The 20,054-nt window shown below is 65.6% G+C and carries 19 protein-coding genes; 7 read left to right on the top strand and 12 right to left on the bottom strand.

Annotated elements, in window-relative coordinates; genetic code table 11:
• Positions 1–7 precede the first annotated feature (7 nt).
• From GOSPT_RS12465 to GOSPT_RS12455, 3 genes are all read right to left on the bottom strand, one after another.
• The gene (locus tag GOSPT_RS12465) at positions 8–676 is read right to left on the bottom strand and encodes an urea amidolyase associated protein UAAP2 (RefSeq protein ID WP_005206547.1); all 669 of its coding nucleotides are present in this window, start codon (positions 674–676) and stop codon (positions 8–10) included.
• Positions 677–1,060: 384 nt separating this feature from the next.
• Positions 1,061–1,912 (bottom strand): urea amidolyase associated protein UAAP1, encoded by an 852-nt coding sequence (locus tag GOSPT_RS12460; RefSeq protein ID WP_005206546.1) that lies wholly within the window; start codon positions 1,910–1,912, stop codon positions 1,061–1,063.
• 133 nt (positions 1,913–2,045) lie between these two features.
• Entirely contained in the window at positions 2,046–3,611 is a 1,566-nt protein-coding gene (locus GOSPT_RS12455; RefSeq protein WP_051993878.1) for an amino acid permease, read from the bottom strand.
• A gap of 262 nt (positions 3,612–3,873) precedes the next feature.
• On the opposite strand from GOSPT_RS12455, the gene GOSPT_RS12450 reads away from it, so the two are divergent.
• The gene (locus tag GOSPT_RS12450; protein ID WP_005206544.1) at positions 3,874–4,521 is read left to right on the top strand and encodes a TetR/AcrR family transcriptional regulator; all 648 of its coding nucleotides are present in this window, start codon (positions 3,874–3,876) and stop codon (positions 4,519–4,521) included.
• A 70-nt stretch (positions 4,522–4,591) separates the two neighbouring features.
• Positions 4,592–5,095 (top strand): MarR family winged helix-turn-helix transcriptional regulator, encoded by a 504-nt coding sequence (locus GOSPT_RS12445; RefSeq protein WP_005206543.1) that lies wholly within the window; start codon positions 4,592–4,594, stop codon positions 5,093–5,095.
• Positions 5,096–5,601: 506 nt separating this feature from the next.
• Here the strand turns inward: GOSPT_RS12445 and mmsB are convergent.
• From mmsB to GOSPT_RS12430, 3 genes are read right to left on the bottom strand one after another with little or no spacing between them, the layout of a single operon-like run.
• On the bottom strand, positions 5,602–6,471 hold the full coding sequence (gene mmsB, locus GOSPT_RS12440) for a 3-hydroxyisobutyrate dehydrogenase (protein ID WP_005206542.1): 870 nt from the start codon (positions 6,469–6,471) through the stop codon (positions 5,602–5,604).
• Between the two features lie 45 nt (positions 6,472–6,516).
• On the bottom strand, positions 6,517–7,695 hold the full coding sequence (locus tag GOSPT_RS12435; RefSeq protein ID WP_005206541.1) for an acyl-CoA dehydrogenase family protein: 1,179 nt from the start codon (positions 7,693–7,695) through the stop codon (positions 6,517–6,519).
• A 5-nt stretch (positions 7,696–7,700) separates the two neighbouring features.
• A complete protein-coding gene (locus GOSPT_RS12430) occupies positions 7,701–9,236 on the bottom strand; it encodes a CoA-acylating methylmalonate-semialdehyde dehydrogenase (RefSeq protein ID WP_005206540.1) in 1,536 nt (511 codons plus the stop codon).
• Positions 9,237–9,487: 251 nt separating this feature from the next.
• Here GOSPT_RS12430 and GOSPT_RS12425 point away from each other — a divergent pair, with 251 nt between their 5' ends.
• Positions 9,488–9,946 carry a flavodoxin domain-containing protein gene (locus GOSPT_RS12425; protein WP_039855877.1) on the top strand — a complete coding sequence of 153 codons (459 nt, stop codon included), beginning with the start codon at positions 9,488–9,490 and terminating at the stop codon, positions 9,944–9,946.
• Positions 9,947–9,981: 35 nt separating this feature from the next.
• Here the strand turns inward: GOSPT_RS12425 and GOSPT_RS12420 are convergent, their stop codons facing one another.
• Positions 9,982–10,851: a DMT family transporter gene (locus GOSPT_RS12420; RefSeq protein WP_005206538.1), complete on the bottom strand. Its 870-nt coding sequence runs from the start codon at positions 10,849–10,851 to the stop codon at positions 9,982–9,984.
• Between the two features lie 61 nt (positions 10,852–10,912).
• Here GOSPT_RS12420 and GOSPT_RS12415 point away from each other — a divergent pair, with 61 nt between their 5' ends.
• From GOSPT_RS12415 to GOSPT_RS12400, 4 genes are all read left to right on the top strand, one after another.
• Positions 10,913–11,263 carry a hypothetical protein gene (locus GOSPT_RS12415; RefSeq protein WP_005206537.1) on the top strand — a complete coding sequence of 117 codons (351 nt, stop codon included), beginning with the start codon at positions 10,913–10,915 and terminating at the stop codon, positions 11,261–11,263.
• Positions 11,260–11,760 (top strand): SixA phosphatase family protein, encoded by a 501-nt coding sequence (locus GOSPT_RS12410; protein ID WP_005206536.1) that lies wholly within the window; start codon positions 11,260–11,262, stop codon positions 11,758–11,760. The genes GOSPT_RS12415 and GOSPT_RS12410 overlap by 4 nt, the downstream gene beginning before the upstream one ends.
• Positions 11,761–11,873: 113 nt before the next feature.
• A complete protein-coding gene (locus GOSPT_RS12405; protein ID WP_005206535.1) occupies positions 11,874–12,236 on the top strand; it encodes an ArsR/SmtB family transcription factor in 363 nt (120 codons plus the stop codon).
• A gap of 65 nt (positions 12,237–12,301) precedes the next feature.
• Entirely contained in the window at positions 12,302–13,945 is a 1,644-nt protein-coding gene (locus tag GOSPT_RS12400) for a SulP family inorganic anion transporter (protein WP_005206534.1), read from the top strand.
• On the opposite strand, the gene GOSPT_RS12395 is transcribed toward GOSPT_RS12400, so the two are convergent.
• The 5 genes from GOSPT_RS12395 to GOSPT_RS12375 all read right to left on the bottom strand — a co-directional run bounded on the left by GOSPT_RS12395 (position 13,942) and on the right by GOSPT_RS12375 (position 19,874).
• Positions 13,942–14,910: an esterase/lipase family protein gene (locus tag GOSPT_RS12395; protein ID WP_005206533.1), complete on the bottom strand. Its 969-nt coding sequence runs from the start codon at positions 14,908–14,910 to the stop codon at positions 13,942–13,944. The two genes, GOSPT_RS12400 and GOSPT_RS12395, sit on opposite strands and share 4 nt — an antisense overlap.
• Entirely contained in the window at positions 14,910–16,166 is a 1,257-nt protein-coding gene (locus tag GOSPT_RS12390) for a DNA polymerase IV (protein WP_005206532.1), read from the bottom strand. Before GOSPT_RS12390 ends, GOSPT_RS12395 begins: the two co-directional genes overlap by 1 nt.
• Before the next feature lie 74 nt (positions 16,167–16,240).
• A complete protein-coding gene (locus GOSPT_RS12385) occupies positions 16,241–16,936 on the bottom strand; it encodes a hypothetical protein (RefSeq protein WP_245548715.1) in 696 nt (231 codons plus the stop codon).
• Positions 16,937–17,366: 430 nt separating this feature from the next.
• Entirely contained in the window at positions 17,367–18,164 is a 798-nt protein-coding gene (locus tag GOSPT_RS12380) for a carbon-nitrogen hydrolase family protein (RefSeq protein ID WP_005206530.1), read from the bottom strand.
• A gap of 48 nt (positions 18,165–18,212) precedes the next feature.
• Positions 18,213–19,874 carry a flavin monoamine oxidase family protein gene (locus GOSPT_RS12375; RefSeq protein WP_005206529.1) on the bottom strand — a complete coding sequence of 554 codons (1,662 nt, stop codon included), beginning with the start codon at positions 19,872–19,874 and terminating at the stop codon, positions 18,213–18,215.
• Between the last annotated feature and the right edge of the window lie 180 nt (positions 19,875–20,054).

The following is a 20,054-nucleotide window of genomic DNA, read 5'->3' as shown; positions in this document are numbered from 1 at the left end:
TACTCGGTCAGCCCCGCGGCCGCGTGACGATCACGCGGACGGCAGTCGGGTCGAATCCGTTGCAGGGGTTGTTGATCTGGGGGCAGTTGGACACGAACACGAGGGTGTCGACTTCGGCCCGCAGCGCGAGGCGCTTGCCGGGAGCGGACAGGCCGTCGACGATCCCGAGTGCGCCGTCGGGGTCGACGGGCACGTTCATGAAGAAGTTGACGTTTCCGACGAGATCTCGCTTGCCGAGGCCGTGTCGTGAGCCGCCGATGAGGAAGTTCTCGACGCACGCGTGCTGATGCTTGGTGTGGTGGCCATACCGCAGCGTGTTGGACTCCTGCGAGCACGCACCGCCGAGGGTGTCGTGATTGCCGACCTCGTCGGCAACGATCGTCATCATCGGCTGCGACTCCTGGTCGCGGATCACCGTGCCGGTGGTCAGGAAGATGTTCCCCTGCGCGGCAATGGTTGTCTGTGCGGAGTAGCGGATCGAGTGGTCGTGGCCGCCGAAGAACAGCGTGTCGACGGCCTGGTTGCCGTGGAGGTCGACGATGGTCGCGACATCGCCTGCCGCAACGACTTCCGACCAGGGAGCGCGCTCTGCGACGATGCCGTCGTAGATGACGTCGCCGGGCACGAGCGCGAGGTCGGCCGCCGGGGCGGTGGTGGGGTTGATCGTGGTGGTCATGAGTGGTCCTTGCGTTCGGATGTGTGTAGTTAGGGGGTGGGGTGGTGGTTTCGACACGCCGCTCGTACCTCGCGGCTGCTCAACCAGCGGGGATACGGCGCGTCCTCGCGGGGTGAGGTGGTTTCGACACACCGCTCGTTCCTCGCGGCTGCTCAACCAGCGGGGAGACCGGCTCGTCCTCGCGGCTGCTCAACCAGCGGGGAGACCGGCTCGTCCTCGCGGCTGCTCAACCAGCGGGGAGACGGCTCGTCCTCGCGGCTGCTCAACGGTTCCGCTGGTTGAGCCGGGCACGAGCGCAGCGAGCACCCGAGTCGAAACCACTGGCATTCCGCTGGTTGAGCCGGGCGCGAGCGAAGCGAGCACCCGAGTCGAAACCACTTGGCGTCAGAAGCGTGTTGCGCCGTAGACGTCTTCGCTGTTGGCCACGGCTCGCTGGTATTCGGGGTCACGGTCGGCGACGTCGGCGAGCAGCGCGTCGAGGTCGTCGGTCGCACGCCAGGCGAGCACCTCGAGGGGCCCCGAGCGGAACTCCGCGCTTGGGTCGAGCGGGTGCGCGGTGTTGGCGATCGCCACGATGCACGGCAGGTGCAGAAGCAGGTCGACGCTCTTGTCCGCGCCCGCGCTCCCTTGGAACTCGAACGATCCCTCCTCGTCGACCTTCACTCCCTCGAAGAGCGAGAGCGACGGCGCCACATCGGTGGGCGTCAAGCCGTTCTTGGCGGCGGCCAGTTTGAGAAGCTCACGCCCCGCGGGAGTCGTCGAATATGCCTCTCCGTGGCCGTATTTGGCGGCATTGTCGGCGAGTGTGGTTGTGCCCGTGAGCGCGTCGTGGCGCGCACTGGTGTCGTCGACGATGGTGGCGAGCACCCTGCCCTGATCGCTCAGCAGGGGGTGGCCGGTGGTGAGGTAGGCCTGCCAGGGCACCTTGACGGTGTCGGCGACGTTCAGGCGCTCCCACGGGGCGTCGACGCGCCACAGGAGCAGGTGCGCGCACGCGTCACCGGTGATGTCGCGCAATCGGATTCGGTTCCCGCGGGCGAGCACCTTGGTGGTGTACCTGCCGCCGGGAACCGTCTCGGCCCAGGTGAGCGTCGACGAGTCGACGTCGGTGATCGTCGTCGGCCAGTCGGTGGCGGGCACCACGGGCATGGAGTCGGTGATCGCTCCCGCCTGTGCACGAGCATGCGCACGGGCACCGGCGGTGGAGGATGTAGAGGTGGTGGTCGAGGTGGTCATGTCGACGTCCTTCGAGAATGAGCTGGCGAGGTTCCGGGTCGTCCCGGTGGTCGGCTGCACGGATTCGAAGAGTCCGGCAGGGCGTCGTCGCTCGGTTGACAAATCTATCAGTTGATCGGTAGTGCGGCAATCGCTACGAGCGCTTGCGTCCGACGAGTGCGTCTTCGGGTTCCGGCGCTCCCGGCTGGCCCTTGACCTTGAGGTACGCGAGGAATCCGACGATCAGCGTCGCTGCGACGAAGAGGATCGCGAAGTACTGGAGTACCCAGTTGCCGCCGTCGGGGTCGTAGACCTCCGCGCGAGGCCAGGCGATATTCACCATCAACAGACCGCCCATGACGACGGCGACGATGTTGACCGGGATGCCCCACTTACCGAGGCCGAAAACCGGTCGGCCGTGGCTCAATTCGGTTCCGCGCAGGCGATGGATGAGTGCGGGCACGGTGACCATCAGGTAGGCGAGGTAGACGATGACCACCGACACGCTGGTGATCGCGGCGAAGACGCCTGCCTGCCCGAGGTTGACGAGCAAGATCAGAATCGCCAACGCCGAGACGACGATGCCGGTGATGACGGGAGTTCCGGTGCGCGGGTTGACCTTTGCCAGTGCCGAGCCGAACGGGAGGCGATTGTCGCGTGCCATCGAGAACATCACTCGGGATGCCGACGCCTGAATGGCGAGAGTCGCGGAGAAGATCGAGATCGCGACGATGATCAGCAGCGCCTTACCGAGGACGGTGTTGAGTTGCGAGGTGATGACCCAGGCGATTCCCTGAGCGGAGAGTTCCGGCGCACCGAGCGACGGAGCGGCCATGAGCGCACCGATGATCATCAGACCTCCGCCGACGAACGAGACGAGTAGCGCGTTGATGATCGCCTTCGGCGCGGTGCGTCGAGGATCTTTGGTCTCCTCGGAAAGCTCTGCGGCGCTGTCGAATCCGTACATCACGTAGCAGGCCATGAGCATCGAGGCGAGGAAGGCCGGGAAGTAACCGAAGCCGTGTCCGTGTTCACCGGTGTTCGCGATCGCCGCCGCCGGGGAGCGTTCCGCCTTGATGAACATCGCAACGACGAGCGCCACGACGCCGATGATCTCGATGGTCACGCCGGTGACGGTGATCTTGCCCATGAAGCTCACCCCGACGCCGCTGATGATCGTGCAGCCGATGATCGTGATGGTGCCGAGGATGATCGCGTTGGTTGCACCCGAGACCGACGTGAGGCTCGTGTCGTCGCCGACGAACTGGAAGCCCGACCAGATCTCGGGAAGCACGCTCTGCATCGCGATGGCCAGTGCCGCCACACTCACGATGTAACCGACGAGCATGAACCAGCCGGCAAACCAGCCGACTCCGTCACCGGCGAGGCGTCGAGACCATTGGTAGACGGCACCGGCGACGGGGAACTTCCCGGAGAGTTCCGCGAAGACGAGGCACACGCAGAATTGGCATACGAAGACAATCGGCCAGGTCCAGAAGAACGCGGGTCCGCCCAGACCGAAGCCGAGCGCGAAGAGCGCGAACACGGTGGTGAGGATGGAGACGAACGAGAAGCCGGAGGCGAAGGCGGCATATCCTCCGATGCCGCGGTGCAACTCCTGCTTGTAACCGAGTTGGGCGAGCGAGTCGGCGTCGTCGACGTCGCTCGTCGGCGAGGTGCCGTCGGGAGCCTTTGAGTCGGGTTGTGCGGTGGAGGTCATCGTCAGTTCCTTCGTGGTGAGGCTCCACATTGAGCGGGTTTATCTGCCAGTTGATAGATAACGCCTGCGCTTTTTCTATCGAGTGACAGATATGTTGCCGGGATGGAAACTCACGCTACGAGCGTGTTACGCAGCCCAGGTCACTCCACTTCCGCGCAGCGCGGATCGCTTTTGACCGCGAGATTCCGGCGATTTGGGCGGACTAGACTCGATGATGAACTTGCCGCAACCCACGCCCCAGCACGAATGAAAGAGCTTCCGAATGAGTACTGCGTCCCGGTCGGGCCGAGTGGCGGCAGGCCCCGGCCGACCGCGCCTCGTCGAACAACGCAGACGAGGAGCCACCGCGCGTGAGGAAATCCTCGACGCCGCAGCCGAACTCTTCTGCCGCCACGGTTACACGGGGACGTCGACGCGCATGATCGCCGAGGCCGTCGGCATCCGCCAGGCGTCGATGTATCACTACTTCAAGAACAAGGACGACATCCTCGCCGCGCTGCTCGACGCCACCGTCGTCGGATCTCTCGAGCGCGCAAGAGAACTGCTCGACGACGACCGCGCCCCCCTCGACCGACTCCTCGACCTTGCCCGGTTCGACGCCGCGCAACTCGTCGACGAGCGCTGGAACCTCGGTTCGCTGTACCTACTTCCGGAGGTGGGCGACGACCGCTACGCCCAATTCCGCACAGCGCGAAGCGAACTCGCCGCCGCCTACGAAACCCTTGCCGCCGCCGTGCTCGACGACCCCGCAGACACCCGCAGCCTGCTCCCCTTCCGCCTCGTCGAATCGATGATCATGCTCCGCTCCGACGAACAGCGCGACGAACTCGACGGCCGCACCGCCGCCGACCTCGTCGACACAATTGTTGGCGCGATCGAGATGCTGCTCACGCACGAGAGCCGCGCCTGAGGTTTGAAAGTGTCGCCGCGCGGACACCGGGCAGCTTCCGAGGTTGTCGGCGGCAGATAGGCTGACATCCATGGCAGGGCACAGCATGGAGTTCGACCCGATCGCCGAGGCGAAGGCCAATTGGACGTCGGCGGGCTGGGGCGACGTCGCAGACGGGATGGTCGCGGTGACGTCCGTGATGCGAGCCCACCAGATCCTGCTGGCCCGCGTCGAATCAGCGCTCCGCCCATACGATCTCACCTTCTCGCGCTACGAATTGCTTCGGCTGCTTGCCTTTTCGCGCAACGGCGCGCTGCCCATCACCAAAGCCAGCGACCGCCTGCAGGTGCACGTCACCAGCGTCACCCATGCGATCCGACGCCTCGAGGAGGCACAGCTCGTTCGACGCCTCCCCCACCCCACCGACGGTCGCACCACGCTCGTCGAGATCACCGACCTGGGCCGCTCGACGGTCGAGGACGCGACGTCGACCCTCAATCGCGAGGTGTTCGCCGACGTCGGGATGCCCCCTGAACACATCGCAGGACTCGTCGACGCGATCCACGAACTGCGCCACAACGCCGGCGACTTCTGAGCCTGGATTGACCCGGACCGGGCGCCCGACCGAACTGGATCGGCCGCCTCGGGGCCCGCGACACCTTGCCCGACGCCCACCAAACCACCACACCCGCAGCGCGCGTACACAACTCGGTCGTCAGCGCGACGCCAAGACAATAATCTCCTCGGCCCCCCGCTCACGTCACGATTGTGTACGCACCCCGGCTCCAGCTAGACCTTGCGACCCGTATACACAGCAGCAGCCCGGCCAGGCTAGATATGTGTCGAACCGAAGGATCTGTGTGCTGCAGCACCCACATCTTCCGATACGACACAAATTTCGGGCTGCGCGTCATACTGATCCGCGGCCGTAGCGGGTTGCGCCGCCGACGGCGTGGTCTCGACAAGCTCGACCAGCGGGTTAGCTCGACCAGCGAGGGTCAGCTCGACCAGCGAGGGTCAGCTCGACCAGCGGGTAGGGCTCGGGCGGCGAGTGGTCTCGACAAGCTCGACCAGCGGGTTCAGCTCGACCAGCGAGGGTGGTCAGCGCAGCGTCGTGATGATCGCCGAGAAGTCCTGGTCGGAGTGCTGTTCGGCGAAGGCGCGGTAGAGGGCGGCGGCGTGCTCGCCCAGGGGCGCGCGCGAACCGGTGTCGGCGATGGCGTCGAGCGCGAGGCCGAGGTCCTTGTTCATCAGCGCGGTGGCGAAGCCCGGCTTGAAGTCGTTGTTCGCGGGCGACGTCGGCTGCGGGCCCGGGACCGGGCAGTTCGTCTCGATCGCCCAGCAGTTCCCGGTCGCGCCGGTGACCACGTCGTAGAGCGCGTCGTCGGACAAGCCAAGCTTCTCCGCGAGCACGAACGCCTCGCCGACCGCGATCTGCTGGACGGCGAGCAGCATGTTGTTGCACACCTTGGCCGCCTGACCCGCTCCGGAGTCGCCGCAATGAATGATCTTGCCCGCCATCGGTTCCAGCGTCGGCCGTGCGGCGACGAACGCTTCCTCGGTGCCGCCGACCATGAACGCCAGCGTGCCGGCGACCGCGCCCTTCACGCCGCCCGAGACCGGGGCGTCGACCTGTGCGAAACCGTGATCTGCTGCGCGCGAATTGATCTCGCGTGCATCGGCGACGGAGATCGTCGAGCTGTCGATGAGCAGCGCGCCCGTGGCGGTCGCGGGCAAGATCTCGTCGTAGAGCTTTTTGACGATGGCTCCGCTCGGGAGCATCGTGATCACAACCTCGGCGATGGCGACCGCTTCGACCGCCGTCGGAAAGGTCTGCACACCTGCGGCTTCGGCGGTCTTGACCGCTTCGGGGACGGGGTCGTACCCGTGCACCGTGTGTCCGGCCTTGACGAGGTTGGCGGCCATGGGGCCGCCCATGTTGCCGAGTCCGAGAAAGGCGATCGTCGTCATTGTCGATTCTCCCTGTGTTGAAGTGTGTGTGGTCGAGTGGATTGGTCAGGCCTCGCGGAACCGTGCGGCCACCGACCGACCCACGACGACGCGCATGATCTCGTTGGTCCCCTCGAGTATGCGGTGCACGCGCAGATCGCGGACGATTTTCTCGATGCCGTATTCGGTGAGGTAGCCGTAGCCGCCGTGGAGCTGCAGCGCCTGGTCGGCGACGGTGTAACAGGCGTCGGTGACATATCGCTTCGCCATTGCGCACCGCTCCACCTTGTCCGGCGCATTCGCGTCGAGAGACGACGCCGCGTGCCAGAGCATCAGGCGGGAGGTCTGCAGCGAGGTGGCCATGTCGGCAAGGGTGAAGCGGATCGTCGGCTCGTCGATCAGGTTGTTCCCGAACGCCTTTCGCGACGCGACGTACGACGCCGCTTTGTCGAAGGCAGCCTGGGCCCCACCGAGAGACGACGCCGCGATGTTGAGCCTTCCACCGTTGAGCCCGTTCATCGCGATGCCGAAGCCGATGCCCTCCTGCTCACCGAGCAGGTTGCCGGCGGGCACGCGCACCTCGTCGAGAATGACCTGCGCCGTCGGCTGCGCGTGCCACCCCATCTTGTGTTCCTGCGCGCCGAAACTCAGCCCGTCGGAACCCTTTTCGACGAGGAACGTCGAGATGCCCTTCGGACCGTCGCCACCCGTGCGCGCCATGACTACGTACAGATCCGACGACCCTGCTCCCGAGATGAACTGCTTGACACCGGACAGCACATAATGGTCGCCGACCTTCTCCGCGCGGGTCGACAGCGCCGCGGCGTCGGAACCGGCGCCCGGCTCTGTCAGACAGTAGCTCGCAATGGTCTCCATGCTAGCCAGGCGCGGAATCCAGTGCGCGCGTTGCTCATCGGTGCCATAGCTGTCGACCATCCACGTGCACATGTTGTGGATCGAGAGGAATGCGGCGACCGCGGGGTCGGCGTAGGCGAGCTGCTCGAAGATCCGCACGCCGTCGAGTCGACGCAGCCCGCTTCCGCCGACATCCTCGGAGCAGTAGATGGCGCCCATCCCGAGTTGAGCCGCCTCACGCAACTCCTCGACCGGGAAGTGATTGGTCGAGTCCCACTCGAGGGCATGTGGCGCAAGCCTTTTGGCCGCGAACGCCGCGGCGGTCTCGACGATGACGCGCTCGTCGTCGTCGAGACCGCCCGCGGTTCCGGCCGGAGCAGTGGTGGTCATCGCCCTCAGTCCATCGTCGGGATGACGAACTCGGCCCCGTCCTTGACGCCCGACGGCCAGCGCGACGTGACCGTCTTGGTCTTGGTGTAGAACTGGATCGAGCTCGGTCCGTGCTGGTTGAGGTCACCGAATCCGGAACGCTTCCAACCGCCAAAGGTGTAGTAGGCCACCGGAACCGGGATCGGCACATTAACGCCGACCATGCCGACGTCGACACGCGCGGTGAAGTCGCGGGCGGCGTCGCCGTCCTGGGTGAAGATCGCAACACCGTTGCCGTACTGGTGATCCGACGCGAGAGCGAGTGCCTCCTCGTAGTCACCGGCGCGCACGATCGAGAGCACCGGCCCGAAGATCTCGTCGGTGTAGATCGACATGTCCTTGGTGACGTGATCGAAGAGCGTCGGGCCGATGAAGAAGCCGTTCGACAGATCGTCGTCGCCATACGTCTGTTCATCGCTGCTGCGGTCACGGCCGTCGATGACGAGCTCTGCACCCTCCTCGACGCCCTTGCCGATGTAGCCCTTGACGCGCTCGAGTGCCGCGGCCGTGACCAGCGGGCCGTAGTCGGCCTTGGGATCGAGGCTGTGGCCGACGCGCAGCGCGTTGACCTTGTCGATCAGCTTGGCGCGCAACCGTTCTGCGGTCTGCTCCCCGACCGGTACGGCGACGCTGATCGCCATGCATCGCTCGCCTGCGCTGCCGTAGCCTGCTCCGATCAGCGCGTCGGCCGCTTGGTCGAGATTGGCGTCGGGCATGATGATCATGTGGTTCTTGGCGCCGCCGAAACACTGCGAGCGCTTGCCGTTCGCCGCGGCGGTCGAGTAGATGTACTGCGCGATGTCGGAGCTACCGACAAAGCCGAGCGCCTTCACCTCCGGGTGGTTGAGCAGCGCGTCGACGGCCTCCTTGTCGCCGTGCACCACCTGGAACACGCCGTCGGGAAGCCCTGCCTGCGTGAACAATTCGGCGAGACGCACCGGAACCGACGGGTCGCGCTCGCTCGGCTTGAGGATGAAGGCGTTGCCGCATGCGAGTGCCGGTCCGGCCTTCCACAACGGGATCATGGCCGGGAAGTTGAACGGGGTGATGCCCGCGACCACGCCGAGTGGCTGGCGGATCGAGTGCACGTCGATGCCCGAGCCCGCGCCCTCGGTGAACTCACCCTTGATCAAATGCGGTATGCCGATGGCGAACTCGATGACCTCGACGCCGCGCTGGATGTCACCGAGGGCGTCGGCGTGCGTCTTGCCGTGTTCGAGCGACAGCGTCGTCGCGATCTCGTCGGCGTTCTGATTGACCAGGTCGACGAAGCGCATCAACACGCGGGCGCGACGCTGCGGGTTCCACGCGGCCCACTCCTTCTGCGCCTCGACGGCGGTTGCGACAGCGGCGGCGACGTCGTCGGTGCTCGCGAGTGGGACGGACGACTGGACCGCGCCGGTGCTGGGGTTGAACACGTCGGCGTGACGTCCGTCTGTCACCTCGACACGCGCACCGTTGAGATAGTGCGGAATGGACGGTACGGATGCAGCAGCGGTCACCGGTGATCACCTGTTCTGGGTTGTGGGTTGTCGAGAGTCGTGGAGGTTTGCGGGGCCCCGGAGTTGTGAGCCATCGGCCCCTGTCCCACACATACTAGGACATCCAAGTAATTTCGTAAACGCCTCCGACAAAGGCTCTGATGCACCCCAGAAGCCAGTTAGGGTAGCCTTCGTTTGGTTGCGGTCGTGTGTCGACCGCACTCATGAACCCACCCAAGCGCAACCATCAAGCGAGAACAAGGGAGCAGATCGTGTCCGTCGTCATCCTCTACGGCACCGAGACCGGCAACGGAGAGCTCGTGGCCGACGCCATCGCCGATGTCCTGGCTGCCGAGCACGATCCGTCGATCTACGACATGAGCGAGTTCGCCGTCGAGGATCTCGATCCCGACGACTTCCTCGTCGTCGTCTGCTCTACCTACGGCGAGGGCGAACTCCCGACGGGTGCCGAGCCGTTCGCCGAGGAGATCACCGAGACCACCCCAGATCTCTCCGGCGTGCGATTCGGCGTATTCGGACTCGGCGACACCATCTACGGCGAGACCTTCAACCGCGGCGGCGAGCTCATGGCCGAACTCCTGACCCGCCACGGAGCAACCCAGGTCGGCGAGCATTTCCGTCACGACAACTCGTCGGCGATCAAGCCGGCGAAGGCTGCTGCCGAATGGGCGCACGGCATCGCGAACGTGATCGAGCGCGTCGACGCCTGAGCGCACCCGTACGACACTCGGCGTCGAACACTCCGTCAGGCGACCCTGCGGATCGGTGAGACCGTCGACTCATGCAGTTGCGCGTCGCGTTCTTCGCCGCGCACCGCCGAGGACTTCGCGAGTTCGACGACCGAGCGGACCATCGCGGCGAGCACGATCCCGAGGAACAGCGCGGTGGGCACCGACACCTTGAGATTCTCACCGAGGAGCACCACACCGAGCGCCATCGCCACGGCGGGCTCCATCACGTTCATGGCCGGGAACGACGTCTGCAGGTCGCCCGCGCCGAACCCCCTCTGCTGGGCCAGCACGGCTCCCGCCGCCACCAGAACCAGCAGGTAGATCTCGGGCCTCGCGAAGGTGTGGATGCCGTGGTGTGTCGCCTGGTACACGACCGTCTTGACCAGAAGCGCCGACACTCCGAACAGCGTGCCCGCTGCCAGTCCGTAGAACAGCGCCCGGTAGTGCGGGGTCGACCGCTCGGCAAGGACGACACACGCGACGACGACAGCCGCGACCACCGCGACGGTCCCCCACACCACCATGTCGTTGGGTCGTCGAAGCGACGGCTCAGGGCGAGAGATCAGCAGGAATGTCGCGACACAGCCGACCAGGATCACACCCCACGCCCATTCCTTGAGCTGCGGATGCCGGTGGTCGGCCCACGCTTCGAGCGGCAACGCGAACAACACTGCGAGCACTACGAGGGGCTGGACCAACAGGATGGAACCCAGTCCGAGCGCCGACGCCTGGAGCACGAACCCGATGATCGCGATCACCGCACCGAGCCACCAGCCAGGAGTGATGGCCCCCGATGCGCTGGAGGCACGCTGCCGAAGCACCGTGCCTCCAGCGATCAACAGTGCTGCGAGAGTAGCCAGCAGCGCGGGAAGCCAGGAGTGCACGGGAACCAGGCTAATGGTGTCGCAGCGGCTTTGCGTCGGTCCGCCGCACTAATCTGAAGAGATGCGGGGCACACAACACAGCACTTCCGGGCACGACGACGCACGCGCCATCGCGTGGTTTCGGACTGAACTCGAACAACTCGCAACCCTCGACGCAGCGACGATCACCAAGGTCCTCGACACGGCGCACACCGACCATTCGACTGTGCTGTCGATCATCGCCGACTGCCTCGACGAGGCCTACGAGTTCGACGCCCAGGCCGACGAGGCGTCGGCGGCAGGCAATGACGACCACGCGCAGTTCTGCCGGCAGGAGTCCGCGGCGTGGCGGGCGACCGTCACCGTGCTGCGTATCGCCGACGCCCGCAAGTGCGGCGATCACCGCGCGGGCCGCTCACGGAACATCGCATGAGCGCAGCGCCCCGAACACTGGTACTGATGCGGCACGGTAAGTCGGGCTACCCGCCGGGCGTCGCCGACCACGACCGACCGCTCGCCGAGCGGGGACGTCGAGAAGCGGCCCTCGCCGGCGAGTGGATTCGCTCCGAAGATCTCCGCGTCGACGCCGTGCTCTGCTCGACTGCGACACGCACACGCGAAACGCTCGAACGCAGCGGGATCAGCGCACCGACGACCTTCCTCGACGAGATCTACGGCGGCTCACCTCTCGACATCTTGGAGGTCGTAAGGGTGTATGCACCGGCAGATGCGTCGACCGTTCTGGTCGTCGGACACGAACCGGGCATGCCGGAAACGGCGCTCACCCTCGACCCGGATGGATACATCGATCGGTTCCCGACCTCGGCATACGCCGTCGCGGCGGTGACCCTCGACTGGGATCGCCTCGGCCTCGACGCCGATCCCGACGCCGAACTCCTCGGCGTGCGAGTGCCGCGCGCCGAAGCGTAGTTCGTCACACCCGACTCGACCCCCGTGGGCAGAAGTGCTATCAATGGATTGCGCAATTGCGTAATCCATCATTTCACCGCCCGCGTAAAGCAACCACCGAGGAGGTCGGGCACATGACGACCAGCTGGCCGCAACCGCTCTACGAGATCAAGGCGAACCTGTTCAAGGGGCTCGCACACCCGGTTCGGATCCGCGTGCTCGAGGTGCTCAGCTCCAACGGTGGGCCGACGCCGGTCAGCGAACTGCTGACGATCACCGGTCTCGAACCGACGACGATGTCGCAGCACCTCGCGGTTCTGAAGCGGCACCGTGTGGTGCACAGCGAACGCGTCGGCAACGCTGTCTTCTACAGCCTGGCGAACCCGAAGGTCGCGGACCTTCTCGTGACCGCGCGCGGTTTCCTCGCCGACACGCTGGGTGCCGAACGCGACCAACTCGACTCGATGGCTGCGCTCCCGCCCGTCGTCGCACAGTGAGCGCAACGGCCACGGGGTCGAGGCGTCGAGGCTCAGCGTGGCTGCATGCGATCACCCCGCGCCGCATGCTGCGACTCATCCCCACCACCGGCGACTACGCCGGGCTGCGTCGGTCGTGGAAGGCCGACATCATCGCAGGCGTCACCGTGGGCGTTGTCGCCCTCCCGCTCGCACTGGCCTTCGGCATCAGCTCGGGTGTCGGGGCAGCCGCCGGTCTGATCACCGCTGTCGTCGCGGGCCTCGTCGCCGCGATCTTCGGCGGGTCGCACGTACAGGTCTCCGGCCCGACGGGTGCGATGGCCGTGATCCTCGCGCCCATCGTTGCGGCGCACGGGATCTCGTCGATCGCGTTGGTCACCGTGATGGCCGGGATCATCGTGCTGATCGCGGGAGTCGTAGGTCTCGGACGAGCCGTCACGTTCATCCCCTGGCCGGTGATCGAGGGGTTCACACTCGGCATCGCCGTCATCATCTTTCTGCAGCAGGTTCCCGCCGCGTTCGGCGCGGATGCCCCGAGGGGCGAACGCACCCTTCCGGCAGCCATTCACGTTGTCACACACGCCGACTGGAGCGTTGCGCTGCAGACACTCGGCATCGTCGCCGTGATCGCCGTGCTGATGGTCGGGTTGCCGCGCATCCATCGGAGCATTCCCGAGTCATTGACCGCGGTCATCCTCGTGACCGTGGTCGTCGGGTTCATACACCTCGGGGTGCGTCGAATCGGCGAACTCCCCTCGCACCTGCCTGCACCCGCACTACCGCACCTCGACGTCGCGACCATGAAATCCCTTGCGGGAGCTGCTGTTGCCATCGCTGCGCTCGCGGCAATCGAGTCGCTGCTGTCTGCGCGGGTCGCCGCAACGATGTCGCGGTCGGGACCGTACGATCCCGACCGCGAACTCACCGGCCAGGGACTCGCGTCCGTGGCGTCGGGGATGTTCGGCGGTATGCCCGCAACCGGAGCGATCGCGCGGACGGCGGTCAACGTACGCTCGGGAGCACGCACACGCGTGTCCGCGATCGTGCACTCGATCTTCCTGCTCGGAGTGGTCTACCTGGCGACGGGCCCGGTCTCACAGATACCGCTGGCTGCGCTGTCGGGCGTGCTGATGGTGACCTGCTTCCGGATGGTCTCGTCGTCGACCGTCCGAAAGATCATGCGTTCCACACGATCCGACGCTGTGATCTTCGTGGTGACAGCAGTCATCACCGTCTGCTTCGACCTCATCGAGGCGGTGCAGATCGGGATCGTCGTGGCAGCGTTCTTCGCACTGCGGCAGGTCGCGAAGCGGTCGAGTGTGACGCGTGAGGAGCTACCCGGTCCAGCACAACCGGGCGACGACGCGATCGCACTGCTCCGACTCGACGGAGCGATGTTCTTCGTTGCGGCAGAACGCATCTCGACGGCGATCTCGTCCGGCGCACACTCCGACACCACGGTGCGTGTTGTGATCATCCGGATGTCGCACCTCGGGATGCTCGACGCGACGGGGGCGCACACGCTCGCTGAGATCGTCTCCGACCTCGAGGGCCGCGGCATCACCGTCATCATCAAGGGTGTGCAGGACGACCATCTCAAGCTGCTCGAAGGCGTCGGAGTGATCGACGAACTCCGTCACGAGAATCATTTGATGACCAACCTCGACGACGCGATCACCCATGCCCGCGAACATGTCTCGAACGAGAGCGTCTCCCCTGCGGGCTGCTAACCACCTGTGACAGGCGGCACGAACACGCACGGCACCGGTCGCGGATGTTCGGGGTCGAGCGCGTTGAGGACGTGTGCGACCGCTCGACGGTCGGCCACGATCGACAGATGGTCGGCGAAGTCGTGGTTGCATCCGTCTTGTAACTCGATGTTGCGCACCGACGTTCCCGGACTGCCGGGCAAAATACCGACCCAGTAGGGCGTGACGATGTCGTCGAATCGGGTGACGATGTTCGTGTAGCTCACCCCGGGAAGGTAAGGAGTCGGCTGTCGCACAGCGTGGTTGAAGTCCAGATCGCGCGGCGGTGCAACGCAGTCCGGGCAGCTCGGGCGTTTCGGTGTCGGAACACCCAGCGCGCGTCGGTATTCCGCGACAGCCTCACCGCGCGCATCGTCGTCGTCGGGTCCCTGGCGCCAGTACGGCGCGAGTGAGATGTAGTGCGCAACATGGCCGCGGCCACCGAGGTACTTCATCCAATAGGTGGGGATCTCGGTACCGAGTGAATGCCCGACGACGTCGACCTGGTCGGTGTGCGTCGCAGCCATGACCTTCGACATGAACGACGCGAGTTGCCATGCGCTGTCTTCTTTGGGGCCGAGCCCACCGAGTGCCGACGCGGGCCACTGCGTCGACAGGGCTCCGTACGTAGGCGCGAAGACGCAGTAGCCCTCGTTGGCCAACACGGGTGCGAGCGTTGCCCAATTCGTCTGCTGTCCACCGCCACTGCCGTGCACGAGGACGACGGGTCGAGGGTGACGCGGCGTCGGACGGCAGGAGAAGTCGTTGGTGCCCGGCAGGGAGCCGCCCGGATGCGCGAGTTCTGCGCGTGCGCCGTCGAGAAAGTTGTAGGTGACGGGGAGCCGGGGCGCAGCGTCGGCCGATGCTGGGCCGAGTGCGAGTGCGAGCACGGCCGCCATGGTCACCGTGATCGCCGGCCACACTGCGCGAATTCTGTTCTGCTGCATCAGGTCACCTCGAGGTCCAGATCGGTGTCGGCGGTCGTCTCTGCGTCGAGGGGTACGAGATCCATGCGTACTCCGAGTAGTCGCACGGGGCGGTCGGCGTCGAATCGGTCGAGGAGATCGAGGACGACCGGCGTGAGCTCTGCGATGTCGACAGTTGGCGCGGCGAGCTTGCGCGATTTGGTCCTGGTGTAGAAGGACGACGTGCGCACTGTGACCGCAACCCGGAAGGGCACGCGGTCCTCGTCAATCACCTGGTCGAGCAGTTCCATCGTCAATTGTTTTGCCGCGGAGTGCTTCTCGGACACCGATGTCAGATCAGCGGGGAAGGTCCGCGACTTCGAATGCGAGCGCGCCTCCCACGGTTCCGCGGTGATCGTCGAGTCGCCGTGGCCCCGGCACAGCACATAGAGCCAATTGCCCTGGTGCGGACCGAATGTCGCGATGAGGTCGTCGCGCGGCGTGGCGATCAGATCGTCGACGGTGTCGATGTCGTTGGCGCTGAGTTTCTGCGCAGTCTTGGGTCCGACGCTCCACAGCTCTCTGGTGGGACGCTGCCCCATGAGTTCTATCCAGTTGCGGTCGTCGAGCAGAAAGACCTTGTCGGGCAACGGTTGCACCGGCAGAAAGGTCGACGACTCCGAGGCCGCTTCGGGGTCTCGTGGTGGGAGCCTGTCGGGCTTCTTGGCGAACTCGGTGGCCATCTTGGCGCGCTGCTTGTTGTCGCTGATCCCGACCGACGAATCGAGGCCGGTTGCGCCGAGAACCGCGGTGCGCATGCGGGCCGCGATCTCGGTGATCTCCGCGTCGTCGACGGCGTTGTTCGCGACGGATGCGGCGTCGTGCAGAGTTTCGGGGCCAACTGCTTCGGGGCCCACTGGTTCGACGCCCTCTTTTTCGACCCCCACGTATGCCTCGTCCCAGCCCCAGACCTCGACCGGATACCCGAGTCCGCGGATCGTGTCCATGACCTCTGCCGACGCTGCGTCGTATGCCTCGGTGTCGAGGGGGACGAAGACGGCGTCGGGAAGCTTGCGGTGGGCGGCGCGCAGCGGCATGCCCGCGCGAACGCCATGTGCGCGAGCCTCGTAGGACGCGCACGTCACGACTTTGCGTGGCTCGGCCGGATCGCCGTTGCCACCGACGATGAGCGCGACGTCGGCGAGCTCGGGACTCCGCAGACGCTCGACCGAGACCTGGAATTGGTCGAGATCGATGTGCAGGAGCCACCGGAAGTGTTGCGGCCGATCCGTGCTCACGTGTCAAAGCCTACGGTCGCGCGCCGCTCCGCGCCGCAAGAACCACCGTCGACGCGGTTTGCGGTCGCTGCTGGTCAGCCCAGGCCGGCGACGCGGACGGCGCTGCCGCCCAACCCGATGTGCTGGCAACTGGTGCGCAGCGCGTGCGGGTTGTAGCGAACGATCGCGAGGTCGGTGGCACCGTCGTCCTCGGGCGTCTGCGACGCCGGTGCGGGAACGGCGAAAAACGCGCTCGTTTTGCTGACGTAGACGGCGAACAGGTCGCGGTCGCGCGCGGTGAAGGTCGGCAGGGCGTGCGCCAATACCCTGCCGAGCACAGCACGGTCGCGGTGCAGCGGCGGCGGCACGAGGTTGAGGTTGCGCGAGGCTGTCGCGCAGTTCGTCGGATCGGTGAGTGCGTGAACCGCAACGAAGAGGAACGCCAGGCGCACCATGTCGACCTTCGCGACGTCGTTGCCGTCCCGATAATCCTCGACGATGCTCTGCAGTGCCCGAACCGGCAATACTGCGGGAGCATTGTTGAGCTGGTCTGCGGCACTCGCGTCCTCGCCGATCGAATCGATCAGCATTCCGATCAGCACGTCCACCGCGGTCTCGTGCCGAGTGACCGCCTGACGCAGCGCTGCCGACGTCTCGTCGATCAGGCCGAAGCGTTCCGGCTCAGCGAGCAGGACGTCGAGTCCCGGTATGACGATGAGCTTCTCGACCTCGATCGCCTCGATCAACACCGCAGGCCGCAGGAAGGTCCGCGCGCGTTGTTGTCGCCGCACACCTCGCCCCTGCCGCTGCGATTCGGACGAGCGCGAACCCCTCGAACGCGCTTGTCCTCTATGCGTGGACACTCCGATATCCGTAGCCGCCTCGGTCATGAACCCGCCCCCCTTTGTCGACACTTGATCGGATGACAGATCAGCACGAAAAGGGGTCACTACCGCCGAACTGAGCGCACGCTCCCGCGAACACCATCGTGGTGAAAGTGACCCCAAAAAGCATGACTACCAGCCGGTAGCTTACTGACCCGTAGGTAACGGTAGAACACGTGCCCACGTCATGTCCACACCCCAACGTGACTGTCGACACATTCGCCAATGCGTCTCGGGAAGTACCTTCGACCTGCACCGATGCGACAGTTTTATGTTGCTGAACCAAACTTCATATTGATTTCAGCGGATAGTGTGTTACGTTCGCACGAACCCGTGTTTACGACAACAAATCTGTGCGACGGTCGGCGAGGTAGGTGAATCGCTCGCGAGCGTCGTCGAGTACTTTTCGCTCGACGTCGACGATCAGCAGTATTGGTTCGCGCGCGGCACGCGCGAGCACCCGGCCAGTCGGCCCGATGCCTTCGCTGAGGCCGCCGTACGCGAGATCGCCCTCGACGCCGCAGTAGTTCGCGTAGGCCACGTACACGGTGTTCTCCAACGCACGCGCCGGGAGCAGCACCGTCTGGACGGCGTCGTACTCGGGCATGTTGGCGGTGGGAACGCAGATCACCTCGGCGCCCCGGACGGCGAGATCGCGCACAAGCTCCGGGAACTCGACCTCGTAGCAGATGAGCAGACCGAGACTCCAACCGCCGACGTCGATCACGGGAGGTGGTGAGACACCTACGGCCACGGCGTCGCGATCGATCTCGCCGAACAGATGCGTCTTCCGGTGTGAAGCGAGGGAAATACCGTCGGCGTCGACGAGTCTGACGGTGTTGTAGACGCCCGAGCCGTCGAGTTCGGCGCATCCGTACAGGATCGCGATCCCGGTGCGTCGAGCGATGTTGCCGACGGCGTCGCCGAGTTTGCCGTCAACCGGGTCGGCCAGGCGTCGTGCGGTGCTCGGCGCGATGTTGTAGCCGGTCAGGTACATCTCCGGCGTGATCAACAGGTCGGCGTCGGCCTCCGCCGCCTCGGAGGCCGCTTGCTCGAGTCGGTCGAGATTCCCCTCGACGTCATCGGCGACAGAGCGACACTGCCACAACGCAATTCGTAGTCGATCAGCGGGCATCTGAATCCTCTTTCTGCGGCAGGACGTCCTCCAGGAGTGGGAAAGGGGTCACGGGCCTATGTCGATGGGTCCGAGCTCGGCGAACACATCCCCGGGCCCAGGGTTGGACGGGTGAGAGGCGCCGGCGAAGTGTGCGATCACTCCCCAGACCGCGTTGAGTCCGGTCTGCACCGCACCTTCGACCCACGCGGGCGTGAACGAGACGTCGTCGCCCGCGATGAAGATGCCGCGCTCGGCGTCGGGCAGATGCTCTTGACCGTGAAAGTGGTTGTACATCCTGGTGTTGTAGCGATAGTGCCCGGGCAGCGCGCCCTTGAATGCGCCGAGAAAGTTCGGATCGTCCTCCCACGAGACGGTGATCGGGCGGCCGACGATGTGCGACGCGATGTCGAGGTCGGGGTAGATCTTCTTCAGTGCCGCGAGCGAGAGTTCGACGCGTCGGTCGACCGGATGCGGCAGCACTTTCAGCGCGTCGCTCATCCACGTGTACGAGAGGCAGATGACGCCGGGACGGTCGGGGCCGTTGTCGAAGAGGTAGGTGCCGCGGGTGAGGCGATCGGTGAGCGTCATACTCAAGACGTCACGGCCGGTCGTCGGATCGGTGTCGGTCCAGAAGGGACGGTCGACCATGACGAACGTCTTCGACGACTGCATGTAGCGGGTGCGGTCGAGCGCCATCCAGAGGTCCTGGCTGAACAACGATTCGTCGCACTCGATCTCGGTCGACAACAGCCACGCCTGGCAGGTGGCGACCACGGCGGAGAACACCCGCGAGTCACCCCAGCGGTCGGTGACCTCGATGCGATCGGGGCCGAGTCGTCGGATCGCGGCAACACCCGCGCGTGGCGCGCCGCTGTGCAGCGACGACAGACTCGTCCCGACCGGCCAGTGCGCGATGCGGTGCGGCGTTGCAGACCACAGTCGATGCGGAACCTGTTCTGCCCCACCGACGATCAACCTCTGGTCGGTGTCGCAGTTCGTCACGACGACGCGCAAGATCTCGAGCATCGAGTTGCTGAAATCCGAATCCCAACCACCAGTGCCGAATCCGACCTGCCCGAACAACTCCCGATGCCGGAAGGTCGCGTTACCGAACTCCTTCGACGTCGCGAGGAAGTCGTAGAAGCTGCGGTCGTCCCACTCACGGACGAGTTCGTTCCACATCGATTTCAGCGTCGCGGTGTCGCGAGCTCGGATCGCATCCTGCAGCGCCGAGAATCCCGCGATGCGTTCGAGCGCCGATTCCCAGGCGTCGGAGATCTCGCGGTAGATCGGCGGCAGGTCGTCGAGCGTCTTGGCGTAGAACGTCTCACCACCGAGATCGATGACGGTGCTGCCCGCGGCCTCGGTCAGCGGGTTGGGGAACGGGCGCGAACGCAGACCGAGTGCGTCGACGTAATGGAAGAAGGCGCTCGACGAGACGGGGAACCGCATGCCGCCGAGCTCTGCGACCTCGGGCTCGCCCGGCACGAACTGCTCGGAGCGCAGTCGTCCGCCGATGCGATCGGGCTCGTACACGACGGGCCGCAGACCGACCCGCATCAACTCGTACGCGGCGACCATACCCGCCATCCCCGCACCGATGACCGCGACCTCCGCGCCCAGCGCGTCGTCGGGCACGCGACCGAGACCCGCGGGGTTGCTGATCCAGTCGTCGTATGCGAACGGGAAGTCGGGGCCGAAGATGGTGACAGGTGCGTCTGGCTGCACGTGTCAACCCTATGGTCTGGCGCGCTGACGTGCGTGACTTCGGCGTGGCGCGCACGGTCGACTGGCTCGAGCGCACAGTCGGCGGTCGCGTGCGCGCAGGCGATGTGACCCAGCTCGCCTGAAATCCGCGGGAACCGTATGCGGGGCACAGGCGACTACTCCTCACAGTGCTGTCGGAGA

Source organism: Gordonia sputi NBRC 100414 (genome assembly GCF_000248055.1).
Taxonomy (GTDB): Bacteria; Actinomycetota; Actinomycetes; order Mycobacteriales; family Mycobacteriaceae; genus Gordonia; species Gordonia sputi.
This window is presented reverse-complemented; position numbering and strand designations above follow the sequence as displayed.

Bases quoted from the DNA above. Each gene is read 5' to 3' on its own strand.
- GOSPT_RS12465 (WP_005206547.1), bottom strand. From the start codon at position 676: ATGACCACCACGATCAACCCCACCACCGCCCCGGCGGCCGACCTCGCG.
- GOSPT_RS12460 (WP_005206546.1), bottom strand. From the start codon at position 1,912: ATGACCACCTCGACCACCACCTCTACATCCTCCACCGCCGGTGCCCGT.
- GOSPT_RS12455 (WP_051993878.1), bottom strand. From the start codon at position 3,611: ATGACCTCCACCGCACAACCCGACTCAAAGGCTCCCGACGGCACCTCG.
- GOSPT_RS12450 (WP_005206544.1), top strand. From the start codon at position 3,874: ATGAGTACTGCGTCCCGGTCGGGCCGAGTGGCGGCAGGCCCCGGCCGA.
- GOSPT_RS12445 (WP_005206543.1), top strand. From the start codon at position 4,592: ATGGCAGGGCACAGCATGGAGTTCGACCCGATCGCCGAGGCGAAGGCC.
- mmsB (WP_005206542.1), bottom strand. From the start codon at position 6,471: ATGACGACGATCGCCTTTCTCGGACTCGGCAACATGGGCGGCCCCATG.
- GOSPT_RS12435 (WP_005206541.1), bottom strand. From the start codon at position 7,695: ATGACCACCACTGCTCCGGCCGGAACCGCGGGCGGTCTCGACGACGAC.
- GOSPT_RS12415 (WP_005206537.1), top strand. From the start codon at position 10,913: ATGCGGGGCACACAACACAGCACTTCCGGGCACGACGACGCACGCGCC.
- GOSPT_RS12410 (WP_005206536.1), top strand. From the start codon at position 11,260: ATGAGCGCAGCGCCCCGAACACTGGTACTGATGCGGCACGGTAAGTCG.
- GOSPT_RS12405 (WP_005206535.1), top strand. From the start codon at position 11,874: ATGACGACCAGCTGGCCGCAACCGCTCTACGAGATCAAGGCGAACCTG.
- GOSPT_RS12400 (WP_005206534.1), top strand. From the start codon at position 12,302: ATGCTGCGACTCATCCCCACCACCGGCGACTACGCCGGGCTGCGTCGG.
- GOSPT_RS12395 (WP_005206533.1), bottom strand. From the start codon at position 14,910: ATGCAGCAGAACAGAATTCGCGCAGTGTGGCCGGCGATCACGGTGACC.
- GOSPT_RS12380 (WP_005206530.1), bottom strand. From the start codon at position 18,164: ATGCCCGCTGATCGACTACGAATTGCGTTGTGGCAGTGTCGCTCTGTC.